A 19,590-nucleotide genomic window follows, 5' to 3' on the forward strand; every position below is an offset into this window, starting at 1 on the left:
GTGATTCCTCTGGTGATTTGTGACGACTCGAACATGGCGCGCAAGCAGCTGGTTCGCTCCCTGCCGGAGGGCTGGGCGGTATCCATCACCCAGGCTACCAATGGCGAAGAAGCCCTGACCGCACTGCGCCAGGGGCTCGGCGAGGTCATGCTGCTGGACCTGACCATGCCGGTCCTGGACGGCTACGGTACCCTGGCGGCCATCCGCAGCGAGGGCCTGCCGGTCAAGGTCATCGTGGTCTCGGGCGACGTCCAGGAGCAGGCCGTCGCACGCGTTCGCGAACTGGGCGCCCTGGATTTCATCCGCAAACCGGCCGATCCCGGCGAACTCGCCAAGGTACTCGAACGCCACGGCATCTATAGTGCCAACGCGGCGGCAACGGCGGAGTCCGCCGAGCCGATCGAGCGGCCAGAGCTGCAGGTCAGCTTCCGCGATGCCCTGCGCGAGGTGGTCAACGTCTCCATGGGACGCGCCGGTGCGCTGCTGGCCAAGGCGCTGGACGTCTTCGTGCAGTTGCCCATCCCCAACGTCAACATCCTGGAAGTCAGCGAGCTGCACATGACGCTGCAGGACGCGCAACGGGAGACCCGCCTGAGCGCGGTGTGCCAGGGCTACATCGGCGAGGGTATCGCCGGCGAAGCCCTGCTGATCTTCCATGACTCCGAATTCGACGACATGGCCCGCCTGGTGCGCTGGCGCGAGACGGGAGAGTCCGGCGACATCGAGATGCTGCTGGACCTATCGAGCATCATCATCGGCGCCTGCCTCGCCGGCATCGCCGAGCAGTTCGACATCCGCTTCTCCCAGGGGCACCCCACCATCCTCGGTCACCATGCGTCCATCGACGAACTCATCGTCGTCAACAAGACCCGCTGGAAGAAGACCCTGGCGGTCGAACTCAGCTACAGCCTGGAAGGCCATAACGTCCACTTCGATCTGCTGCTGCTGTTCACCGAGGACTCGGTGAAGCGCATCACCCGCAAGATCGGCTACCTGATGAGTTGAGCATGGCCGCACAGATCGACATCAACGAGCTCCACTGGCTGCTCGACATCGTGCAGAACATCGACGTCGGCGTGGTGGTGCTCGACCTCGAGTACCGCATCGAGGTCTGGAACAGCTTCATGGAAAACCACTCCGGCCGGATTCTCAGCGAGGTCAGCCAGCAGTCGCTGTTCGCCGTCTTCGCCGAGATCGACCAGGCCTGGTTCCGCGCCAAGGCCGAAAGCGTGGTCCTGCTGGGCACCCGGGCCTTCTCGATCTGGGAGCAACGGCCCTACCTGGTCCACTTCAAGAGCTACCAGCCGATCACCGGCGTGGAAGCCTTCATGTACCAGAACGTGACCTTGCTGCCGCTACGGGATTCCACCGGCGCCATCGCACACATCTGCGTGGTGATCTACGACGTTACCGACGTCGCCATCAACAAGCGCCAGCTGGAGCTTTCCAACGACAAGCTGCAGGAGCTGTCGCGTACCGACCGGCTCACCGGCCTGGCCAACCGGGGCTACTGGGAGGAGCGCCTCACCGAGGAATTCGCCCGCCACCAGCGCTATGGCGGCCGAATGGCCTTGATGATGCTCGACATCGATCACTTCAAGCGCATCAACGACACCTATGGCCATGCGGTGGGTGACCAGGCCATCAAGGCCCTGGCCGAAATGATCAAGACCCACGTCCGTACTGCCGACATCGCCGGCCGCTACGGCGGCGAGGAGTTCGGCATCGTGCTGCTCGATACCGGCGTCGACGGCGCGCGACTACTCGCTGAACGGTTACGCGAAGCGGTGGAGGCGATGCGCCTGGACGTGCTCGGAACGCCGCTAAACTTCACCATAAGCATCGGCATCACCGACCTCTCCGTGCCGCTGGGCAACCATGAACAGATGATCCAGCAGGCCGACAAGGCGCTGTACGACTCAAAGCACGGCGGGCGCAATAGGGTGACCAGCTTCGTCCAGAGCCTGGACTGAGTCGATTATCCGACTGTTTCACTAGGGCTTTCGTCGAGGGGTGGGGTGGCGTAAACTTGTCACACCTGTTGAGGAGTGACCATGAGCGCCATCACCATTACCGACGCGGCTCAGGATTACCTGGCCGACCTGTTGGAAAAGCAGAACACCCCTGGGATCGGTATCCGCATCTTCATCACCCAGCCCGGTACCCAGTACGCCGAGACCTGCATCGCCTATTGCAAGCCCGGCGAAGAGAAGCCCGATGACCAGCCCATCGGTCTGAAGAGCTTCACCGCCTATATCGACGCCATCAGCCAGCCCTTCCTCGAAGATGCCCTGGTGGACTACGCCACCGACCGCATGGGCGGTCAGCTGACCATCAAGGCCCCCAACGCCAAGGTGCCCATGGTCAACGAGGACAGCCCGCTCAACGAGCGTGTCGACTACTACCTGCAGACCGAGATCAACCCTGGGCTCGCCAGCCATGGTGGCATGGTCAGCCTGGTGGACATCGTCGACGACAACGTCGCGGTGCTGCGTTTCGGCGGCGGTTGTCAGGGTTGCGGCCAGGTCGATCTGACCCTCAAGGACGGCGTCGAGCGCACCCTGCTGGAGCGGATCCCCGAACTTACCGCTGTGCGGGACGTGACCGACCATACCAACCGCGAAAACGCCTACTACTGATAGAGCACTCTCGCGGCCACGGAGGGCTATCGATCAGGTCGATAGCCCTTCGGCGTTTCAGTGGCGTGCTGCGTCATCCGGCAAGGCCATCAGACGCTGCTCCTGCGCCCAGTCGAAGTCTTCGCCACGGGATTCCGCCTCGTGGCGGCGCTCGTCCAATCGTTGATAGAGCGCCAGTTCTTCGTCCGGCATGAAGTGCAGGCAGTCGCCACCAAAGAACCACAGCAGGTCGCGCGGGACGCGATGGGCGATCTGCGGATAGCGGCTGAAGATCTGGCTGAGCAGATCCTGACCGAGATAGGCGTATTCCTCGGGTGCCTTGGGCAGCCCGGCGACCAGTTCATCGAAGCGGTCGAGGAACAGCGCGTGATTCTCCGAGGGCACCTGCTCGGCCGCGCCGACGTCGGCCAGGACCGCCCGCAACTGGGCGAGGAGGGCAACGTGGTGATCGAGATAGGAAGTGGCCATGGGTGTCTCCTGAAAAAGCGGCTGCGCAGTATAGGGGCACTGTCCGATATTGTCTGGTTCGACTAGGATCGAACCTTTGCCCTCTGCCGGGGTTATAGGAAGTAGCACTTTTCTTTGCAAATCAGTTCTTGCCGGGAGGCACATGAGTCTAGCTCTCTCCATTCGGGGTCTGACCAAGACCTACAACAACGGCTTCACCGCCCTCAAGGGCATCGACCTCGATGTGGTCGAAGGTGACTTCTTTGCGCTGCTCGGTCCGAACGGAGCCGGCAAGTCGACCACCATCGGCATCCTTTCTACCCTAGTCAACAAGTCGGGCGGCTCGGTGTCGGTGTTCGGCAACGACCTGGACCGTGACCCGTCCGGTTTGAAGCGTTGCCTGGGCGTGGTGCCCCAGGAGTTCAACTTCAACCAGTTCGAGAAGGCCTTCGACATCCTGGTGACCCAGGCCGGCTACTACGGTATCCCCGCCCGCATCGCCGGTGAGCGTGCCGAGGAGTACCTGACCCAACTCGGGCTGTGGGACAAGCGCGACACCCCCTCGCGCATGCTCTCCGGCGGCATGAAGCGCCGCCTGATGATCGCCCGCGCGCTGATCCACAAGCCACGCCTGCTGATCCTCGACGAACCCACCGCTGGGGTCGACATCGAGCTGCGCCGCTCCATGTGGAATTTCCTCACCGAGCTGAACGGGCAGGGGACCAGCATCATCCTCACCACCCACTATCTCGAAGAGGCCGAGCAACTCTGCCGCAACATCGCCATCATCGACCATGGCGAGCTGGTGGAGCACACCAGCATGCGCAAGCTGCTGCAGAAGCTCAACGTCGAGACCTTCATCGTCGACGTGGTCCAGCCGTTGACGGCGGCGCCGCAACTGGAAGGCTATCCGACCCGGCTGCTGGGCGATCACTCCTTCGAGGTGCAGATCGACAAGGCCAGTGGCGTCAATGCGCTGTTCCGCCAACTGGACGCCGCTGGCATCCAGGTCCAGAGCCTGAGAAACAAAGCCAACCGCCTGGAGGAGCTGTTCGTCTCCCTGGTGGAAAAGAATCTAGCCAAGGTCGCCCGATGAGTACCGAATTCCAAGCCAACCTGGTGGCGCTGCGGACCATCGTCCACCGCGAAGTACGCCGCTTCACCCGCATCTGGGCCCAGACGCTGCTGCCTCCGGCGATCACCATGGTCCTCTACTTCGTGATCTTCGGTAACCTGATCGGCAACCGCATCGGTGGCATGGGTGGCTTCACCTACATGCAGTACATCGTGCCGGGCCTGATCATGATGTCGGTGATCACCAACGCCTACAGCAATGTGGTCTCCAGCTTCTTCAGCAGCAAGTTCCAGCGCTCGGTGGAAGAGCTGCTGGTCTCGCCGGTCTCGCCCCACGTCATCCTCATTGGCTACGCCATGGGCGGCATCCTGCGCGGCCTGGCCGTGGCGGCCATCGTCAGCCTGCTGTCGCTGTTCTTCACCCACATGCAGGTGCACCACCTCGGCATCATGCTACTGGTGATCGTCCTGACCGCGGCGATCTTCGCCCTGGGCGGCTTCATCAACGCCGTCTACGCACGCAACTTCGATGATATCTCCATCGTGCCGACCTTCGTGCTGACGCCGCTGACCTACCTGGGTGGCGTCTTCTACTCCATCGACCTGCTGCCCGAGTTCTGGCAGAAGGTATCCCTGGTCAACCCCATCCTGCACATGGTCAACGCCTTCCGCTACGGCATCCTGGGCGTATCGGACATCCGCATCGGGGTGGCGATCGCCTTCATGCTGTTCGCAGTGGTCGTACTTTATCTGGTCAGCATCCGCCTGCTCGTCAGCGGGCGTGGCATGCGTCATTGAGTGTCGAAAGAGTCATGCAGAGCGTAGAACTATCGCCCCTGGGCAAGAGCACCGAGTACGTCAGCCACTACGAACCGGCCTTGCTCTATCCGATCCCGCGGGCGCCCAAGTGGGCGGAGCTGGGCCTGAACGCGGCGTCGCTGCCGTTCCGAGGTGTCGATGTCTGGACCTGCTACGAGCTGTCCTGGCTGCTGCCGTCGGGCAAGCCGGTGGTCGCCATCGCCGAATTCGCCATCCCGGCGGCGTCGCCGAACATCATCGAGTCCAAGTCGTTCAAGCTGTATCTCAATTCCCTGAACCAGTCGGTGTTCGCCTCCTGGGCCGAACTCGAAGCCATTCTGGTCAGGGATCTGAGCGCAGCCGCTGGCGCCCCGGTCGGGGTCACGCTGCTCTCGCTGGACGACTGGGCCGCCCGGGGTATCCAGCGGCCAGCCGGCCAGTGCATCGACGACCTGGATATCACTGTTGACCGCTATGCCGAGCCACAGGTGCAGACCTTGGCCGTTGGTGAAGCGCGGAACAGCCAACGCTTCTTTAGTCATCTGCTGAAGTCGAACTGCCCGGTTACCGGTCAGCCGGACTGGGGTACTGTTGTCGTCGAGTACGAAGCAGGGCTAGCGCTGGACCCAGCGAGCCTGCTGCGTTACCTGGTCGCCTTCCGCCAGCACGCCGACTTCCACGAGCAGTGCGTGGAACGCATCTATCTGGATCTCTGGCAGGTACTGGAGCCGGCACGGCTCACGGTTTTCGCCCGCTATGTACGGCGGGGTGGGCTGGATATCAATCCCTACCGCAGCAGCGACGATATCCAGCCCGGGTCCGAACGTTACGTTCGGCAGTGATCAGATGCCCATGCTGCTCAGGCTGTTCATGATGGACCTGAGCGTACCGGCCATGGTGGGGTGACTGACTTCGAAACGCTCTACCGCCAGATTGACGCCATCCACCAGGCTGCTGTCGCTGGTATGGGTGGCGTCTTCGTTGGCCAGCTGAAACTCGATGTCACGGATCAGGAGCTCCAGGCTTTCCCGGTCCTCGGGCGAAGACGGCGGATCCTGATCCAGCTGGTGGCGGAGTTCGTCGAGTTGTTCCTGCAGATGAGACGTGGTCATGGCGTTTCTCCTGTGTCCGGACTCTTTGACCGCAACGACGGGTCAAAGATCGAGTGACTGAGTTCGGCCACTGAGCCAAAGTAGCAAAGCTATGACTATAATCGGCGCCTTTCAGGCGTCTGAGTGCAACTAGGAGAGAAGCGATGACGGTCGAGCGACGGGGTTCCAGGGTCTGGGGCGCGCTGCTGGCGACAGCCCTGACGTTTGCCGGTCAGGCGATGGCGGCGGAAGCCGAGAATCCCGATCCGTGGGAGGGCTTCAACCGCAAGATCTTCGTGTTCAACGACACCCTGGACACCTATGCCCTCAAGCCGGTCGCCCAGGGCTACCAGCGCTTCACGCCGGGCTTCGTGCAGACGGGCGTGAGCAACTTCTTCAACAACCTGGGGGACGTGCGCAACCTGGTCAACGACCTGCTGCAGGGTAAGGTGGAACACGCCGGGGTCGATACCGCGCGGCTGCTGATGAACACCACCCTGGGCGGCCTCGGCCTGGTGGACGTGGCCACCAAGGCCGGTCTACAGCGCAACGACGAGGATTTCGGCCAGACCCTGGGCAAGTGGGGCGCGAGCAGCGGTCCCTACCTGGTGCTGCCGTTCTTCGGTCCCAGCAGCGTACGTGACGGCCTCGGCCGTATCCCGGACAGCTACACCAGCGCCTATCCCTATGTGGACGACGTGGCGGTCCGCAACAGCGCCTTCGCTCTCAGCACCGTCGACACCCGCGCCGGGCTGCTGCAGGCCGAGCGCCTGATCACCGGCGACAAGTACGTGTTCATCCGCAACGCCTATCTGCAGACCCGGGAATTCAAGGTCAAGGATGGCCACGTGGTGGACGATTTCTAGCGCACGACACGGATGAAACGAAAAAGGCAGCCCTGAGGCTGCCTTTTTTCATTGCTATGGCGTCTAGCGCATCTCGAGCACCGACAGCCCGAGCAATTGCTTGCCCAAATCGGTGGCCTGGACGCGCAGCACCTCGGCATCCGCTTCCAAACCCTTGAGTTCGGGATGACTGGAGGGAATGATCACCGTCACCCGGTCACCGACCGAGAGCGCGGTTTCCGCTTCGATCTGGAAGCCGGTGCTGGACATGTCCACGCAGCGGGCATCGAAACTCTGGTCTCCCACCTTGAGGATGGCCTGGGAATCGACATTCATGCGAATGAAGTCGCGCTTTTCACTGTAAGAGCGGTCACTGGTACTCATGGCAATCCTACTGCGTGGGAGGATGGATAGCGTTAGGCTTGAGGTATAAACTCAAGAAAGGCACCCTGTAAAGAAAATCCATCCCGTTGGCAAGCTTGAACGCCTGGGTGGATGGGAGTAGTGTCTCGCCGTGTCGTAATCACCGTGGCCCGTGTCGGATAGCGTCCGCCGGTTAGCCGTTCGGGTGCATGCCTGGATCCTCTATGTCTAATACGCCTGCCACGCTCTTGATCATTGACGATGACGAGGTGGTTCGCCTCAGCCTCGCCGACTATCTCGAGGACAGTGGCTTCAATGTCCTGCAAGCCAGCAATGGCCAGCAGGGCCTGCAGATCTTCGAGCGTGAACAGCCTGATCTCATCATCTGCGACCTGCGCATGCCGCAGGTCGATGGGCTGACGCTGCTGCGCCGGATCAGTGAGCTCTCCATCGATACGCCCGTGCTGGTGCTGTCCGGCGCGGGGGTGATGAGCGATGTCGTCGAGGCCCTGCGCCTGGGCGCCGCCGATTACCTGATCAAACCGCTGGAAGACCTGGTGGTGCTCGAGCACTCGGTGAACCGGGCGCTGGATCGTGCCCGGCTGCGCCTGGAGAACGATCGCTACCGGGTCAAGCTGGAGAATACCAATCGCGAGTTGCAGGCCAGCCTGAGCCTGCTGCAGGAAGACCAAAACGCCGGTCGCCACGTGCAGATGAACATGCTGCCGGTGACACCCTGGGAAACCGAGGGGCTGAAGTTTGCCCACGAGATCATCCCGTCGCTTTACCTGTCCGGCGATTTCGTCGACTACTTTCGTATTGACGAGCATCGGGTCGCCTTCTATCTGGCGGACGTTTCCGGACATGGCGCCTCATCGGCGTTCGTCACGGTGCTGCTCAAGTTCATGACCACCCGGCTGCTGTACGAGTCCAAGCGCAACGGGACGCTACCCGAATTCAAGCCGTCGGATGTGCTCGGCCACATCAATCGGGGTTTGCTCGATTGCAAATTGGGCAAACACGTGACCATGCTGGGCGGGGTGATCGACGAGACCACCGAGACCCTGAGCTACAGCATTGGTGGGCACCTGCCCTTGCCGGTCCTGCACACGCCGGACGAGACCCGCTTCCTGGAAGGCAAGGGGTTGCCAGTGGGCCTGTTCAAGGAGGCCACCTACAATGACTACCAGATGGCCTTGCCGGAGCGCTTCAGCCTGACCCTCTTTTCGGATGGCATCTTCGATCTGCTGCCGGGAGATAATTTGAAAGAGAAAGAAAGCAGCCTGCCCGATCACGTTCGCCGCGCCGGCGGTACACTGGCAGGCCTGAGTGAAGCCCTTGATCTGGCAGCGGTCAATGACATGCCTGACGATATCGCTTTGCTGGTGTTGAGCAGGAATCTGGCATGAGCACCGGAAAAATCCAATTTGCCGAGCAGGACGGTACCTTTGTCCTGAAATTCACCGGCGAGGTGCGCCTGACCCTCTGCTCGGCGCTGGATGCGACCATCGAGCACATCTTCTCGTCGCTGAATTTCTCGTCCATCGTCATCGACCTGACCGAGACGCAGAGTATCGACAGCACCACCCTGGGCCTGCTGGCCAAGCTGTCGATCCTCTCGCGGCAGCGCATCGGCCTGCTGCCCATGCTGACGACGAACAACCCGGACATCCTGCGGCTGCTGGATTCCATGGGCTTCGATCAGGTGTTCAATATCGTCGAGACCGTGCTGCCTTGCCCGGAGTGCCTGACCGACCTGCCACCGCAGGACCAGTCCGAAGCCGAGGTGCGCAGTCGTGTGTTGGAAGCCCATCGGGTGTTGATGGGCCTGAATGAATCCAACCGCAATGCCTTTCGCGATCTGGTCAGTGCCCTGGAAAGGCACTGACCGCGTCGGCTCTTAGCGCTTGCCGGGCAGCAGCACTTCCAGCTTTTCCTGATCACGCGCGAATTGGCGAATACCTTCGGCCAGCTTCTCGGTGGCCATGGCATCCTCATTGTGCGCCCAGCGGAAGGCCGCCTCGTTCAGTTGCTGCTTGGGCTCACCGCCCTTGCTGTCGGCGGTCAGCACGCGCGGCAGGTCGCCCTGGGCGTCCGACAGCTGCTGTAGCAGCTCGGGACTGATGGTCAGGCGGTCGCAGCCAGCCAGTTGCTCGATCTGGTTCAGGTTGCGGAAGCTGGCGCCCATGACTACGGTCTTGTAGCCGTTGGCCTTGTAGTACTGGTAGATGCGGGTCACGGACTTCACGCCCGGATCTTCGGCGCCTTCGTAATCACGGCCTTCGGCCTTCTTGTACCAGTCGTAGATCCGGCCGACGAAGGGCGAGATCAGGAATACGCCGGCGTCGGCGCAGGCTGCGGCCTGGGCGAAGGAGAACAGTAGGGTCAGGTTGGTCTGGATGCCTTCCTTCTCCAGTTGCTCGGCCGCGCGGATGCCTTCCCAGGTGGAGGCGATCTTGATCAGCACGCGGTCCTTGCCGATACCGGCCTTTTCATAGAGTTCGATCAGGCGATGGGCGCGCTCCAGGGTGGCGGCGGTGTCGAACGACAGGCGCGCGTCCACCTCGGTGGAGATGCGGCCGGGAATCAGCTTGAGGATCTCGCCACCCACGGCCACGGCGAAACGGTCGCAGGCCAGGCCAATGTCGCCACCGGCGCCGCTGAAGGCGGCCTGCAGATGGTCTTCGTAGCGGGGCAGGGCGGCCGCCTTGAGCAGAAGCGAAGGGTTGGTCGTGGCGTCGTAGGGCTTGAGGCGGGCAATGGCGTCCAGGTCGCCGGTGTCGGCAACGACCGTGGTGTATTGCTTGAGTTGTTCCAGCTTGCTCATGGCAGGTCTTTCCTTCGGTTAACGAATGGACATCGTGGAGACGTGACTCAATGGCCTCTGAGAAGTTCAGTGGCCTCGTCGTACAGGCGCAGCGGATCAGGGCTGCGATGCAACTCGGTGGACAACAGTTGACGAAAGCGCCTGGCGCCAGGAAAACCCTGTGCCAGGCCAAGAACATGCCGAGTGACGTGATGGACGACGCCACCCTGCTGCAGATGCGCCTCGACGTAGGGGCGTAGCTGCAGCATGACCTCATGCCGGCTGATCTGCGGATGATCCGCGCCATACAGCGCGGCGTCCACTTCGGCCAGCAGGTAAGGGTTCTGGTACGCCTCACGGCCCAGCATCACGCCATCGAAGACCTGCAGCTGCTCGCGGCAGGTCTCCAAAGTCTTGATGCCGCCATTGAGGATGAACTCCAGATCCGGGAAATCCTGCACCAGCTGCGCGGCCACCTCGTAGCGCAGCGGCGGGATCTCGCGATTCTGCTTGGGCGAAAGCCCTTCGAGGATGGCGATGCGGGCGTGGACGGTGAAGCTGCGGCAACCAGCCTCGGCGACCTGGCCGACGAAGTCCCGCAGCGCGTCGTAGCTGTCGCGGCCGGAGATCCCGATGCGGTGCTTGACCGTCACCGGAATGGCCACGGCATCGCGCATCGCCTTGACGACGTCCGCCACGCGCTCGGGATAGGCCATCAGGCAGGCGCCGATCAGGTTGTTCTGTACCCGGTCGCTGGGGCAGCCAACGTTCAGATTGATCTCGTCATAGCCCGCCTGCTCGCCCAGCCGTGCCGCCGCGGCCAACTCCTGTGCCACGCTGCCACCCAGTTGCAGGGCAACGGGATGCTCGGTCCGGTCATGGCGCAGGAAGCGCTGGGCATCGCCATGCAACAGGGCGCCGGTGGTGACCATCTCGGTATAGAGCAGGGCATGTTGCGAGAGCAGGCGATGGAAATAGCGGCAGTGGCGGTCCGTCCAGTCCATCATCGGCGCCACGGAAAAGCGGCGGGAGGGCTCAGGGCGCGTGGTTACTGGGTTTGAGGCGGTTTCGGCAAGCATTCGGAAACTTCGTTTGTAGCACTGTTCTGCCCGGTTTCAGCGTGCTTTTCCTGGCTCAGTGCTGAGTTCGAGCACTCGGAAAAACGTCTAACACTCGGCAGCAGACTGGAAGGATGGCACGGCGAGAACGCGCTAGGGCGTGAATGTTTATGCCCAGATCAGGCTGCGCCGCGAGAGGGAAACAGTCTATCAAGAATCCCAGGTTTCTGAGCGGGCGGCGACCGTCCCAGCTGCTGTGGTGAACAGCTGAAGCGACTAATGCGATGGGAGCCCCAGATTTTTAACAGCGTGACTGCGCGCCGACATTTTCGCTGGCTATCGGTTTGCCCGGCGCACTTACGCTGCTGATCTATTCCCTGGTGGTTGAGCGGACCGACGATGCTGATGCCGTCGTGGCTGGTCAGGTCGGTGACGCCGCCTGCGCGATCGCCGTTGGCCGGCAGCTGCTGGCTGAACAGGCCGCAGGGCACGGATGCCCTGGGCGGTCTGGCCGCTGGGGCTGAAGATGACGACCTGCTCGCCCACGGTGGGCGGATCCCACTCGCGACTCTTGCCGGTGCGCAGGGGGAGCCAGGGCAGTTGGCCGGTCAGCAGGGCGCTGGTCGGTGAGACTGCCATGGTCGACCTCGGCGATGGTGCCGAGGCGGATCAGGTTCTCGATGGGCGGGCGAGGGCGGCGGTGTCGGTCATGCTGCGGAGGAGCAGTTAGGATGCAGCTAGCGACATTTGTGGCGAAATTTCCTACAAATGAAGGTCTCGTGAGCAATAAGGATCTACCAGAGCGCTGACGTCAGACGCTACATGCTTACTTCAATACGGTTTCGACCAGCTGCTTTCGCAGCATACAGCGCTTGATCAGCTTTCTTGGTTATCGAACTGATAGGCTGTCCATAAGAGAACTCGGTAATTCCCAGGCTAATGGTGACCTTGCGTTTTATTGGGAAATCATGGCTTTCTACAGCTTGGCGTAACTTTTCGCCAAGTACCATGCAGCCTGTGATGCTGGTGTCTGGACATACTATAGAGAACTCCTCTCCGCCTGTTCTGCAAAAGACGTCCTTGGTCCTAAGGTTGTTAGATATGAGGGTGGTAAGCTCGGATAGTATTTCATCTCCCTTATCGTGGCCGAAGGTATCATTTATTGATTTGAAATGATCGACATCAAAAGCCACGATTCCGTGCTTGATGAAAATTGGATGAATGGCGTTGGTTAAGCTTTCCATGGTTTCATTGAAGTGACGTCTGTTATAAATCCCCGTCAAAAAGTCCGTTCGGTTGATTACGTCGAGCTCATGGGTTTTCTTGAGGACGAGATACGAGGTCTTGCGGTTTTGATTGGCAAGAAAAAAGAACATCAGGGATAGAAGGCTGCTGACAATAGTGCTCAGTGCAATCAAATAGGAGCTCTTGAACTCTTCACCTTGTGACAGTAGAAAGGCGTCCGATGCCGCGATAGTCATGACGTATTGAAAGTCGTCCATAACCAGAGTTTTAGTCTGTATCAGGCCTTCCTGCTTTGCAGGTGGGATGCCGTTGGTGTAGACGGTGGACGAGACTCCGTTGCTACCGATGAAAGTCAGACCTATTGCCATTTGACCGGAGCTGGAGGCTGGGATGTCGGCCTCCATGAGCTCGCTCAGAGGTACGATGGAGGCAACAAAGGCTGCATTTTCTTCACAGTTTCTGCTGACGCAACCTATTGGGCTGATAAAGAATGCTTGGTGTTTTCCGGGTTCCAGTTCGGTGGGGGACGACACTGTGGTCGTGCCCGTTTCGCGAGCCCTTCGGAAGCTATTAAATAGACTTTCGTTTGAACTTAGGTCAAATCCCGTGCGATATTCGGAACTTGGGGTTGTGGAAAATATAATTGTCAGTGCGGTGCTCTTGCTTTGATTTATCGGTTCTTTGTTTGGCGGGCTGGAGTAGGTTTGATAGTTGAATGGCGAAGATTGATGGATTGCTTGTCTTTTTTTATCTATTGTTTCGGTGTCGATGAATCTGGCAAGGATGTAATTGCCATATGTCTGGCGGAAGGGCAAGGTAAAGCCATTGAACTCCGACTCCGTGGTAATGTCGGAATTTTCTATGAATCTCTTAGTGCTGGTAACTCGTGCCAGCTCGGAGCGAAACCTGGTCTGAACTCTGCTTATACGCTCGTCAGCCAACATTCTAAAATTTGCAGAGACTGCTGTATTTGATTTTTTTTCAACTTGTAGGCACATGTAAAACAAAACGCCAAATGTAGTCAAAAAAACTATCGCTGAGGAAATTACGGTTTGCAGTGGAGTCTTGTCCGAGCTGACTGCATTACTGTCGGGTCTGAATGGCATGGTCGGGTGTCTCGACAATTGGCTAATAGGCTGAAAACCTAATCGGTGATCTTAGGTAAAGGGTCAAGAGAAGAGGTGACAATGTCTGAGCATTGCTCTCTTAGGATTGCCCATTGAAGAAGTGCGGTATCCCCTGGTTGCTTGTCATTACCGGTACATCTTTCTCGCAATGCCTCAATAAGCTTTCTTCGGAATTGCGTGTCTTTGTCTGTCCAGTCAAGTAAGCTTGAGCGATTAAATTCAGAGAGCGCGGATAGTCGCTCGGAAAGCGATTTATCATCGAAAGAATCCATTGATGTCCCTAGTTTTCGATATAGCTTTTGTATCTGCTAGATGTTGCATATCGTCGCGGGAGTAAAAAAATTGACAATAAGAAAATGTGTGATGTGCGTCACATGGCTGCCAGTATCATGACCATTTGGTCGAAAGGCTAATCTAAATAGTGATCATTTAATTTTTGGTGAATCGATTGTTCTTGGTCAATTGACAATAAAATCACAAAGCTTTCGTAAACCTTTCAACTCGGGTTGGCTCTGCGGTCTCGGGGCCCAACTGCCGTGGTTGATCTTTGAGTTGATGGTTAATAACCGTTGCTTTGGATGCTAGACATTGTTTCGCAAATGCAATGTCATAGTCCGCATGCGCACGTAGCCGAGTTGATGCCTTAGCTATCAATTGCCTGATCGTAGAGGCGGCTGTTTCCTACTTGCGTTTGCAGACTGTATGCCTGAAACACCTATAGTCTTTATGTCTGATCTAGTTCGTTCTGAAGATCCGAGGCGAGGAGGCTCATCGAGCTAATGTCCAACACCTCTCTGACGGTTGCCGAGAGGTGAGCTGATCGGCGTCGGGACCGGTCAATGACGGTAATTCGGACAGGTCCGTGGCTCGACTCCTGAATGGAGATCTCGACCTGGTAATGCCATGGAAAAAAGCCTGCGACATAAGCCTTCGTTCTGCTGCTCTGCACCGTGTTACCTGATGGGTTAAGCCTATGAGGGGGCAGGGCCCAGTCTGCGCTCGACGGGTACGCTTCGCTCAATGGTATCGGGCGCAATCCCGCTCGACGGCGATGGATGGCCTGCCAATTTTCAAGAGGGTGTTCATAGACGCTCACAGGCCGGCGTTCAGGCGTTGGCTAAGGCGTCAACGAACGGGCTGGAAGAGGTCAGAGCTACAAATTTGCTACGAAGCGCAACGGGAGGCTCTGGAGGCCGCACCAGACGGGCTTTTCGGCCTCGGTCGGCCCGATCCGTCATGGGCAGCCTCAGTACCTGGTGGATGCGGATACCCCTTGCAGGTATCCGCATCCCGCCTACCCGTTACTTCGGCATCAGCACGGTATCGACCACATGGATCACGCCGTTGGACTGCATCACATCGGCGATGGTGACGGCGGCCTTGCCGCCCTTGGCGTCGACCAGCCAGAGCTTGCCGTCGTGCAGCTTCACGGTGAGATCTTCGCCCTGGACGGTTTTCAGCTTGGTCATGCCGCCATGCATCTTGGCCTCGGCCATCAACTGCTTGGCGGTGTGGGTACCGGGCACTACGTGGTAGGTCAGGATCTTGGTCAGGTCGGCCTTGTGCTCGGGCTTGACCAGGGTATCGACGGTACCGGCCGGTAGCTTGGCGAAGGCTTCGTTGGTCGGGGCGAAGACGGTGAAAGGGCCGCTACCGTTGAGGGTGTCGACCAGACCCGCTGCCTTGACGGCAGCCACCAGCGTGGTGTGGTCCTTGGAATTGACCGCGTTCTCGACGATGGTCTTGGATGGGTACATGGGCGCGCCGCCGACCATGACGGTATCCGCGGCGAAGCTGAGCGGGGCGGTGGCACCTAGGATCGCGAGACTGGCTACAACGGCGATACGCTTGAGCAAGGTGTGCATGTTGCGTCTCCTGAGTTCTTCGGCCCTCCGGATGAGGGTGATGAATGTACGGAGCAGCCCGGCAAACGGATGCATCAAAGCGCGATTATTTTTCCTTGAGCGATGACCGGTCCCGTTGGCGAGCCGGTCGGCGAACCGGCCCGTGGTTCAAGGGAGACCGCCAGTACCGCCCCTGGCGTCAGTGCCGGTGCGAGTCCGGCGGGTACCGTCAAGGTCACGGCCGTATCGTCCTGAAGCAGGCCCAGCGAGTGGGGCTTGCCGTCCGCCGTGATGATCCAGGCCTCGGCGCTCCTGTCTGGCCAATTGGACTTGCCAACGGGTACGAACAGTAGTTGCCGGCCGTCCCCTTGCAGGGTGACGCTGAACGCCAGGCTGCCATTGCTCTGTTCCAGGCGGGCGAGCAGGGCGGGCGCCTCGACCTGGACCGGGCGCAGCAGCACGAGCACCGCCAGCACGAAGGCCGCGGCTAGCGCCAGCCCCGTCGTCCAGCGCCATAGGCGCGGGTTGTTCCAACGGCGGATCGGCTCGGGTGCCGATTCCTTCGTGGGGAACAGCCGTTGCTGGATACCTTGCCAGACGTGAGCCGGCGGTTCGACGACCGGAAACTCGGGTAGCCAGTCGGCGAAATGCCGTTGCCAGGCCGCCAACTGCTCCTGGTAAGCAGGCTCCTGCCGCACGAGCTCCTCCACCTGCAGGCGTTCTTCGGCGGACAGTACGCCCAGGGCGTACTCCGCGATGAGCAGCGACTGCCGGTCAGTAGAAGGGATCTCCTTGTCGTTCATAGGCCCAGGCACGCTCGTAGTTGCAGGAGGCCACGCCGAATCCAGCTTTTCATCGTGCCGAGCGCGATGCTGTGGCGGGCAGCCAGTTCGGCATAGGAGTAGCCCTCGAAGAAGGCGACCCGGATATAGGTCTGCTGATCCTTGCCCAGGGTTTTCAGACAGTGATCGATCTGGCGACTCTGGCGATGGGCTTCGAAGTCTTCGGCGACTGACTGGGTTGCCGGCTTCTCGGCGAGGCTGTCGAGCGACTCGTGGCGATGTTGGGCGCGGCGTCGGTCGATGGCCTTGTGCCGCGCCAGCGTCGCCATCCAGGTCAGGGCGCTGGAAAGCCTGGCATCGAAGGTATCGGCCTTGAGCCAGATGGCGGTATAGGCCTCCTGCAGTACCTCTTCCGCCTCCGCGCGATCTCCCACGTACTGCAGGCATACGCCGAACAGCCTGCTCGAAGTCACGCGGTAGAGCGTTTCGAAGGCCAGGCGATTACCCTGGCCACAGGCCTGCAGCAGGACATTGAGCGCGACGGGCTCGGGATTGGGTTCAGGGGTGGCCGATGCGGCGGATCTGCTCGTCAAGGATGGCGTTCCGAAAGGAGGCGCAGCAGTATTTTATTGTTGCCCGGCAATGGCTGCGCTGCGATGAGCTCTGAAGTGCTGGTCCTGACGGCTTCACTCCCCAGCCAACTGGAAGAGCGACGGGCGATGGGTTCGATTTACCATCGAATCGACGGTTTCGCAATCGCGATTACCGACGTGCGCGAACGCCCTCTCGACTGGCGGGTGGCTGGATGCCTGGCTGGCTCCCTTTGCGTATCCACCCCTTGACCACCTTTACACAAGCCTACATACCAATCCATAGCTGCCTCGCGGGCTGAGCGGCTAGCATGCAGCTCCAGATCGTCTGACTGTTCAGGTAACCCCGATGTCGCTTCCATCCGAATCCCCGCGCTGGACGTCCCGCATTCTGCTGGTGGATGACGATCCGCCGATTCGTGAGCTGATCTGCGGGTATCTGGCGCGCTTCAGCATCCAGGCGCGGGGGGTGGGCGATGGGCGGGAGATGCGTCAGGCGCTGGCGGAGGAGACGTTCGACCTGGTCGTGCTGGATCTGATGCTGCCAGGAGAGGATGGCCTGTCGCTCTGCCGGGCGCTACGGCGGGACAGCGGCATTCCAATCCTGATGCTGACCGCCCAGTGCGAACCCGCCGATCGGATCATCGGCCTGGAGCTCGGCGCCGACGACTACATGGCCAAGCCGTTCGAGCCGCGGGAGCTGGTGGCCCGTATCCAGTCGGTGTTGCGGCGGACGCAGGACAATCGCCACGCCCCGCGCAAGGCGCCGCGGACCTGTGTCAGCTTCGATGGGTGGAAGCTGGACGGGGTCCTGCACCAGTTGCATTCGCCGGCGGGGGTGATGGTGCCCCTGTCCAATGCCGAGGTGCGGCTGCTGTGGGTGTTCATCGAGCACCCGCGCCATGTCCTGAGTCGGGAGCAATTGCTGGATGCCACGCGGGGGCGGGCCATCGAGGCCTTCGATCGGAGCATCGACCTGCAGGTGTCCCGCTTGCGGCAGAAGCTGGGGGATGATCCCCGCGCGCCACAACTGATCAAGACGGTGCGCGGAGAAGGCTATCTGTTCGATGCCAAGCAGATAGGTGCCTAGCCATGCGGCGCCTGGATACCTTGTTCGCGCGGCTGTTCGGGGTGTTTCTGCTGGCCATCCTGCTCGGCCACCTGCTGGCGTTCTTCTGGTTCCGCCATGAGTTCGGCGACCGCCCGCCGCCCCGGCCGCCGCTAGCGATGCGGGAAGCGCCCTTTGAGCCGCCACCGCCGTTTCGGGATCACTTTGCCGACGGTGAGCCCAGTTGGTGGCGACGGGTGGAATGGCTACTGGGCGGCCCCCTGGTGTTCCAGCTCAGCTCCCTGGTGATCGCCGCCTGGCTGGGCGCCCGTTTGCTGACGCGGCCGTTGCGCCAGCTGACGCAGACCGCGGAGCATCTGAGCCACAATCTCGATGGCTCGCCCATTCCGGTCACCGGTCCCTGGGAAACCCGCGAGGCTGCCCGGGCGCTCAATCGCATGCACCAGCACCTGCTCGAGCAGATCCAGCAGCGCGGCCGCATGCTCACCGCCATCTCTCACGACCTGCGCACGCCCCTGGCCCGGGTGAAGCTGCGCATCGAAGACATCGACGATCCGCGGCTGCATGCCCGGGTCAGCCAGGACGTGGACGACATGATCGCCTTGCTCGACGGCACCCTGAGGTATCTGCGCGAACAGCATCGCGAGGAGTGCCCGGTGCTGTGCGATGTCCAGGCGCTGGTCGAGGCCATGGCCGAGGATGCCGAGGAGGAGGGCGCCCAGGTGTCCGTCGAGGGGACCTGCGTGCCCTTGTGGGTGGCACCCATGGCGCTGCGTTCGTGCCTGACTAATCTGCTGCAGAATGCCCTGCGCTACGCCGGGCACGCGGAAATCCGCCTGGTGGAACGACCCGATCGCCTGATCATTCGTATCGTCGATCATGGCCCGGGCATTCCCGCGGCCTTGCATGAGGCGGTCTTCGAGCCCTTCTATCGCCTCGAAGGCTCACGCAACAGATCGTCCGGTGGCACGGGGCTGGGGCTGGCCATTGCCCGTGAGGCTGCGGCGCACATGGGCGGCGAGCTGAATCTCGAGGAAACGCCCGGGGGCGGCCTGACCTGCCAGGTGACGTTGCATCGCTCGCCACCCTAGTGTGTCGGTGGGCATACAAAGGCGGTAAATCGCCGATACGTGGCGACTGGATACTGGAGCGTGCGGGATACCTACGTCCCGCATCTTCCAGGAGAAATTCCCATGATCAGCGGAATAGGCAGTGGCTACTCCAGCTACTACGGCAGTGCCAGCGCGATCAAAGGCAACTGCAGCAATAGCGGCAGCGCGGACCAGAGCATCAGTGGCAGCGATGACGACAATCCGCTGAAGAAGCTGTTCAGCAAGCTCGATAGCGACGGCGATGGCACCATCAGCAAGAGCGAGCTCACTACCGCCGCCAGTGCGGCCAGTGACAGCCAGGACAGCGATGCTGCGAGCGGTGACATCGACGTCGACAAGCTCCTCGGCATGCTCGATCAAAACGGCGATGGCAGCGTGGGCGAGAGCGAATTCGCTTCGGTATTCGCGCCGCCGCCCACGGGTGAAGGCCAGGGCTCCGGTGAGGGCTTGGCCAGCAGCGAAGGTAGCGACGGACGCATGCCGCCACCCCCACCGCCGAAGCCTGGCGCGGCTCAGTCCTCGTCCAGCGACACGACCAGCCAGACCACCTCGACTCCCTACGATCAGTTGGTCCAGGCAGTGTTGCGTCAGTACCAGAGTATTGGCAGCTATGGCACTTCCAGCAGCTCCAGCAGTGGGCTGAGCGTCGCCGCCTGATCGAGCCGCCGCGAGGGTGGGTGGTGCGTTCGGGCGTTGTGCC

22 protein-coding genes are annotated in these 19,590 nt (G+C 60.8%); 12 read left to right on the plus strand and 10 right to left on the minus strand.

Translation table 11 applies throughout. The features are described 5' to 3' along the window. From QZ471_RS20020 to nfuA, 3 genes are all read left to right on the plus strand, one after another. Positions 1-1,005 (plus strand): response regulator, encoded by a 1,005-nt coding sequence (locus QZ471_RS20020; protein WP_295467088.1) that lies wholly within the window; start codon positions 1-3, stop codon positions 1,003-1,005. Positions 1,006-1,007: 2 nt separating this feature from the next. Further along, positions 1,008-1,973 carry a diguanylate cyclase gene (locus tag QZ471_RS20025; RefSeq protein WP_295467089.1) on the plus strand — a complete coding sequence of 322 codons (966 nt, stop codon included), beginning with the start codon at positions 1,008-1,010 and terminating at the stop codon, positions 1,971-1,973. An 81-nt stretch (positions 1,974-2,054) separates the two neighbouring features. Then, entirely contained in the window at positions 2,055-2,639 is a 585-nt protein-coding gene (gene nfuA, locus QZ471_RS20030; protein WP_007158397.1) for a Fe-S biogenesis protein NfuA, read from the plus strand. A gap of 57 nt (positions 2,640-2,696) precedes the next feature. On the opposite strand, the gene QZ471_RS20035 is transcribed toward nfuA, so the two are convergent. Beyond that, the gene (locus tag QZ471_RS20035; RefSeq protein ID WP_295467093.1) at positions 2,697-3,107 is read right to left on the minus strand and encodes a PA2817 family protein; all 411 of its coding nucleotides are present in this window, start codon (positions 3,105-3,107) and stop codon (positions 2,697-2,699) included. Between the two features lie 142 nt (positions 3,108-3,249). Here QZ471_RS20035 and QZ471_RS20040 point away from each other — a divergent pair, with 142 nt between their 5' ends. Genes QZ471_RS20040 through queF form a run of 3 tightly spaced genes read left to right on the plus strand, consistent with a single transcriptional unit; the run spans position 3,250 to position 5,800 of the window. Further along, on the plus strand, positions 3,250-4,182 hold the full coding sequence (locus tag QZ471_RS20040) for an ABC transporter ATP-binding protein (RefSeq protein WP_295467095.1): 933 nt from the start codon (positions 3,250-3,252) through the stop codon (positions 4,180-4,182). Continuing rightward, the gene (locus tag QZ471_RS20045; protein ID WP_295467096.1) at positions 4,179-4,958 is read left to right on the plus strand and encodes an ABC transporter permease; all 780 of its coding nucleotides are present in this window, start codon (positions 4,179-4,181) and stop codon (positions 4,956-4,958) included. The genes QZ471_RS20040 and QZ471_RS20045 overlap by 4 nt, the downstream gene beginning before the upstream one ends. 14 nt (positions 4,959-4,972) lie before the next feature. Next, positions 4,973-5,800 carry an NADPH-dependent 7-cyano-7-deazaguanine reductase QueF gene (gene queF, locus QZ471_RS20050; protein ID WP_295467097.1) on the plus strand — a complete coding sequence of 276 codons (828 nt, stop codon included), beginning with the start codon at positions 4,973-4,975 and terminating at the stop codon, positions 5,798-5,800. Here queF and QZ471_RS20055 read toward each other — a convergent pair whose 3' ends face one another. Continuing rightward, a complete protein-coding gene (locus QZ471_RS20055) occupies positions 5,801-6,070 on the minus strand; it encodes a DUF4404 family protein (RefSeq protein WP_059229415.1) in 270 nt (89 codons plus the stop codon). Between the two features lie 143 nt (positions 6,071-6,213). Between QZ471_RS20055 and QZ471_RS20060 the strand changes: the two genes are divergently transcribed. Beyond that, complete coding sequence (locus tag QZ471_RS20060) at positions 6,214-6,915, plus strand: VacJ family lipoprotein (protein WP_295467100.1); 702 nt, start codon at positions 6,214-6,216, stop codon at positions 6,913-6,915. A gap of 63 nt (positions 6,916-6,978) precedes the next feature. Here QZ471_RS20060 and QZ471_RS20065 read toward each other — a convergent pair whose 3' ends face one another. After that, positions 6,979-7,278 (minus strand): PilZ domain-containing protein, encoded by a 300-nt coding sequence (locus QZ471_RS20065; protein WP_295467102.1) that lies wholly within the window; start codon positions 7,276-7,278, stop codon positions 6,979-6,981. A 203-nt stretch (positions 7,279-7,481) separates the two neighbouring features. Here QZ471_RS20065 and rssB point away from each other — a divergent pair, with 203 nt between their 5' ends. Together rssB and rssC are read left to right on the plus strand one after the other, a co-directional pair. Next, positions 7,482-8,666: a two-component system response regulator RssB gene (gene rssB, locus QZ471_RS20070; RefSeq protein WP_295467104.1), complete on the plus strand. Its 1,185-nt coding sequence runs from the start codon at positions 7,482-7,484 to the stop codon at positions 8,664-8,666. Further along, positions 8,663-9,145 (plus strand): anti-sigma factor antagonist RssC, encoded by a 483-nt coding sequence (gene rssC / locus QZ471_RS20075; protein WP_059229407.1) that lies wholly within the window; start codon positions 8,663-8,665, stop codon positions 9,143-9,145. The genes rssB and rssC overlap by 4 nt, the downstream gene beginning before the upstream one ends. Positions 9,146-9,157: 12 nt before the next feature. On the opposite strand, the gene tal is transcribed toward rssC, so the two are convergent. The 7 genes from tal to QZ471_RS20110 form a co-directional block, all read right to left on the minus strand. Further along, a complete protein-coding gene (tal, locus tag QZ471_RS20080; RefSeq protein ID WP_295467107.1) occupies positions 9,158-10,084 on the minus strand; it encodes a transaldolase in 927 nt (308 codons plus the stop codon). Positions 10,085-10,131: 47 nt separating this feature from the next. Next, on the minus strand, positions 10,132-11,142 hold the full coding sequence (dusA, locus tag QZ471_RS20085; protein ID WP_295467109.1) for a tRNA dihydrouridine(20/20a) synthase DusA: 1,011 nt from the start codon (positions 11,140-11,142) through the stop codon (positions 10,132-10,134). A 336-nt stretch (positions 11,143-11,478) separates the two neighbouring features. Continuing rightward, positions 11,479-11,760, minus strand: coding sequence for a phage baseplate assembly protein V (locus QZ471_RS20090; protein WP_295467111.1), 282 nt, complete (start codon positions 11,758-11,760; stop codon positions 11,479-11,481). A gap of 179 nt (positions 11,761-11,939) precedes the next feature. Then, entirely contained in the window at positions 11,940-13,472 is a 1,533-nt protein-coding gene (locus QZ471_RS20095) for a sensor domain-containing diguanylate cyclase (RefSeq protein ID WP_295467113.1), read from the minus strand. Positions 13,473-14,794: 1,322 nt separating this feature from the next. Next, positions 14,795-15,358: a fasciclin domain-containing protein gene (locus QZ471_RS20100; RefSeq protein WP_187979306.1), complete on the minus strand. Its 564-nt coding sequence runs from the start codon at positions 15,356-15,358 to the stop codon at positions 14,795-14,797. A 74-nt stretch (positions 15,359-15,432) separates the two neighbouring features. Then, positions 15,433-16,140 carry an anti-sigma factor gene (locus tag QZ471_RS20105; RefSeq protein ID WP_295467118.1) on the minus strand — a complete coding sequence of 236 codons (708 nt, stop codon included), beginning with the start codon at positions 16,138-16,140 and terminating at the stop codon, positions 15,433-15,435. Then, positions 16,137-16,712: a sigma-70 family RNA polymerase sigma factor gene (locus QZ471_RS20110; RefSeq protein WP_288479773.1), complete on the minus strand. Its 576-nt coding sequence runs from the start codon at positions 16,710-16,712 to the stop codon at positions 16,137-16,139. The genes QZ471_RS20105 and QZ471_RS20110 overlap by 4 nt, the downstream gene beginning before the upstream one ends. Before the next feature lie 346 nt (positions 16,713-17,058). Between QZ471_RS20110 and QZ471_RS20115 the strand changes: the two genes are divergently transcribed. From QZ471_RS20115 to QZ471_RS20125, 3 genes are all read left to right on the plus strand, one after another. Next, complete coding sequence (locus tag QZ471_RS20115) at positions 17,059-17,799, plus strand: response regulator (protein WP_295467122.1); 741 nt, start codon at positions 17,059-17,061, stop codon at positions 17,797-17,799. A 2-nt stretch (positions 17,800-17,801) separates the two neighbouring features. Then, entirely contained in the window at positions 17,802-18,869 is a 1,068-nt protein-coding gene (locus tag QZ471_RS20120; RefSeq protein ID WP_295467124.1) for a HAMP domain-containing sensor histidine kinase, read from the plus strand. Between the two features lie 102 nt (positions 18,870-18,971). Continuing rightward, positions 18,972-19,547 carry an EF-hand domain-containing protein gene (locus tag QZ471_RS20125; protein WP_295467126.1) on the plus strand — a complete coding sequence of 192 codons (576 nt, stop codon included), beginning with the start codon at positions 18,972-18,974 and terminating at the stop codon, positions 19,545-19,547. The last annotated feature ends 43 nt before the right edge of the window (positions 19,548-19,590 follow it).

It is taken from the genome of uncultured Pseudomonas sp. (assembly GCF_913774235.1).
In the GTDB taxonomy this organism is placed as follows: Bacteria; Pseudomonadota; Gammaproteobacteria; order Pseudomonadales; family Pseudomonadaceae; genus Chryseomonas.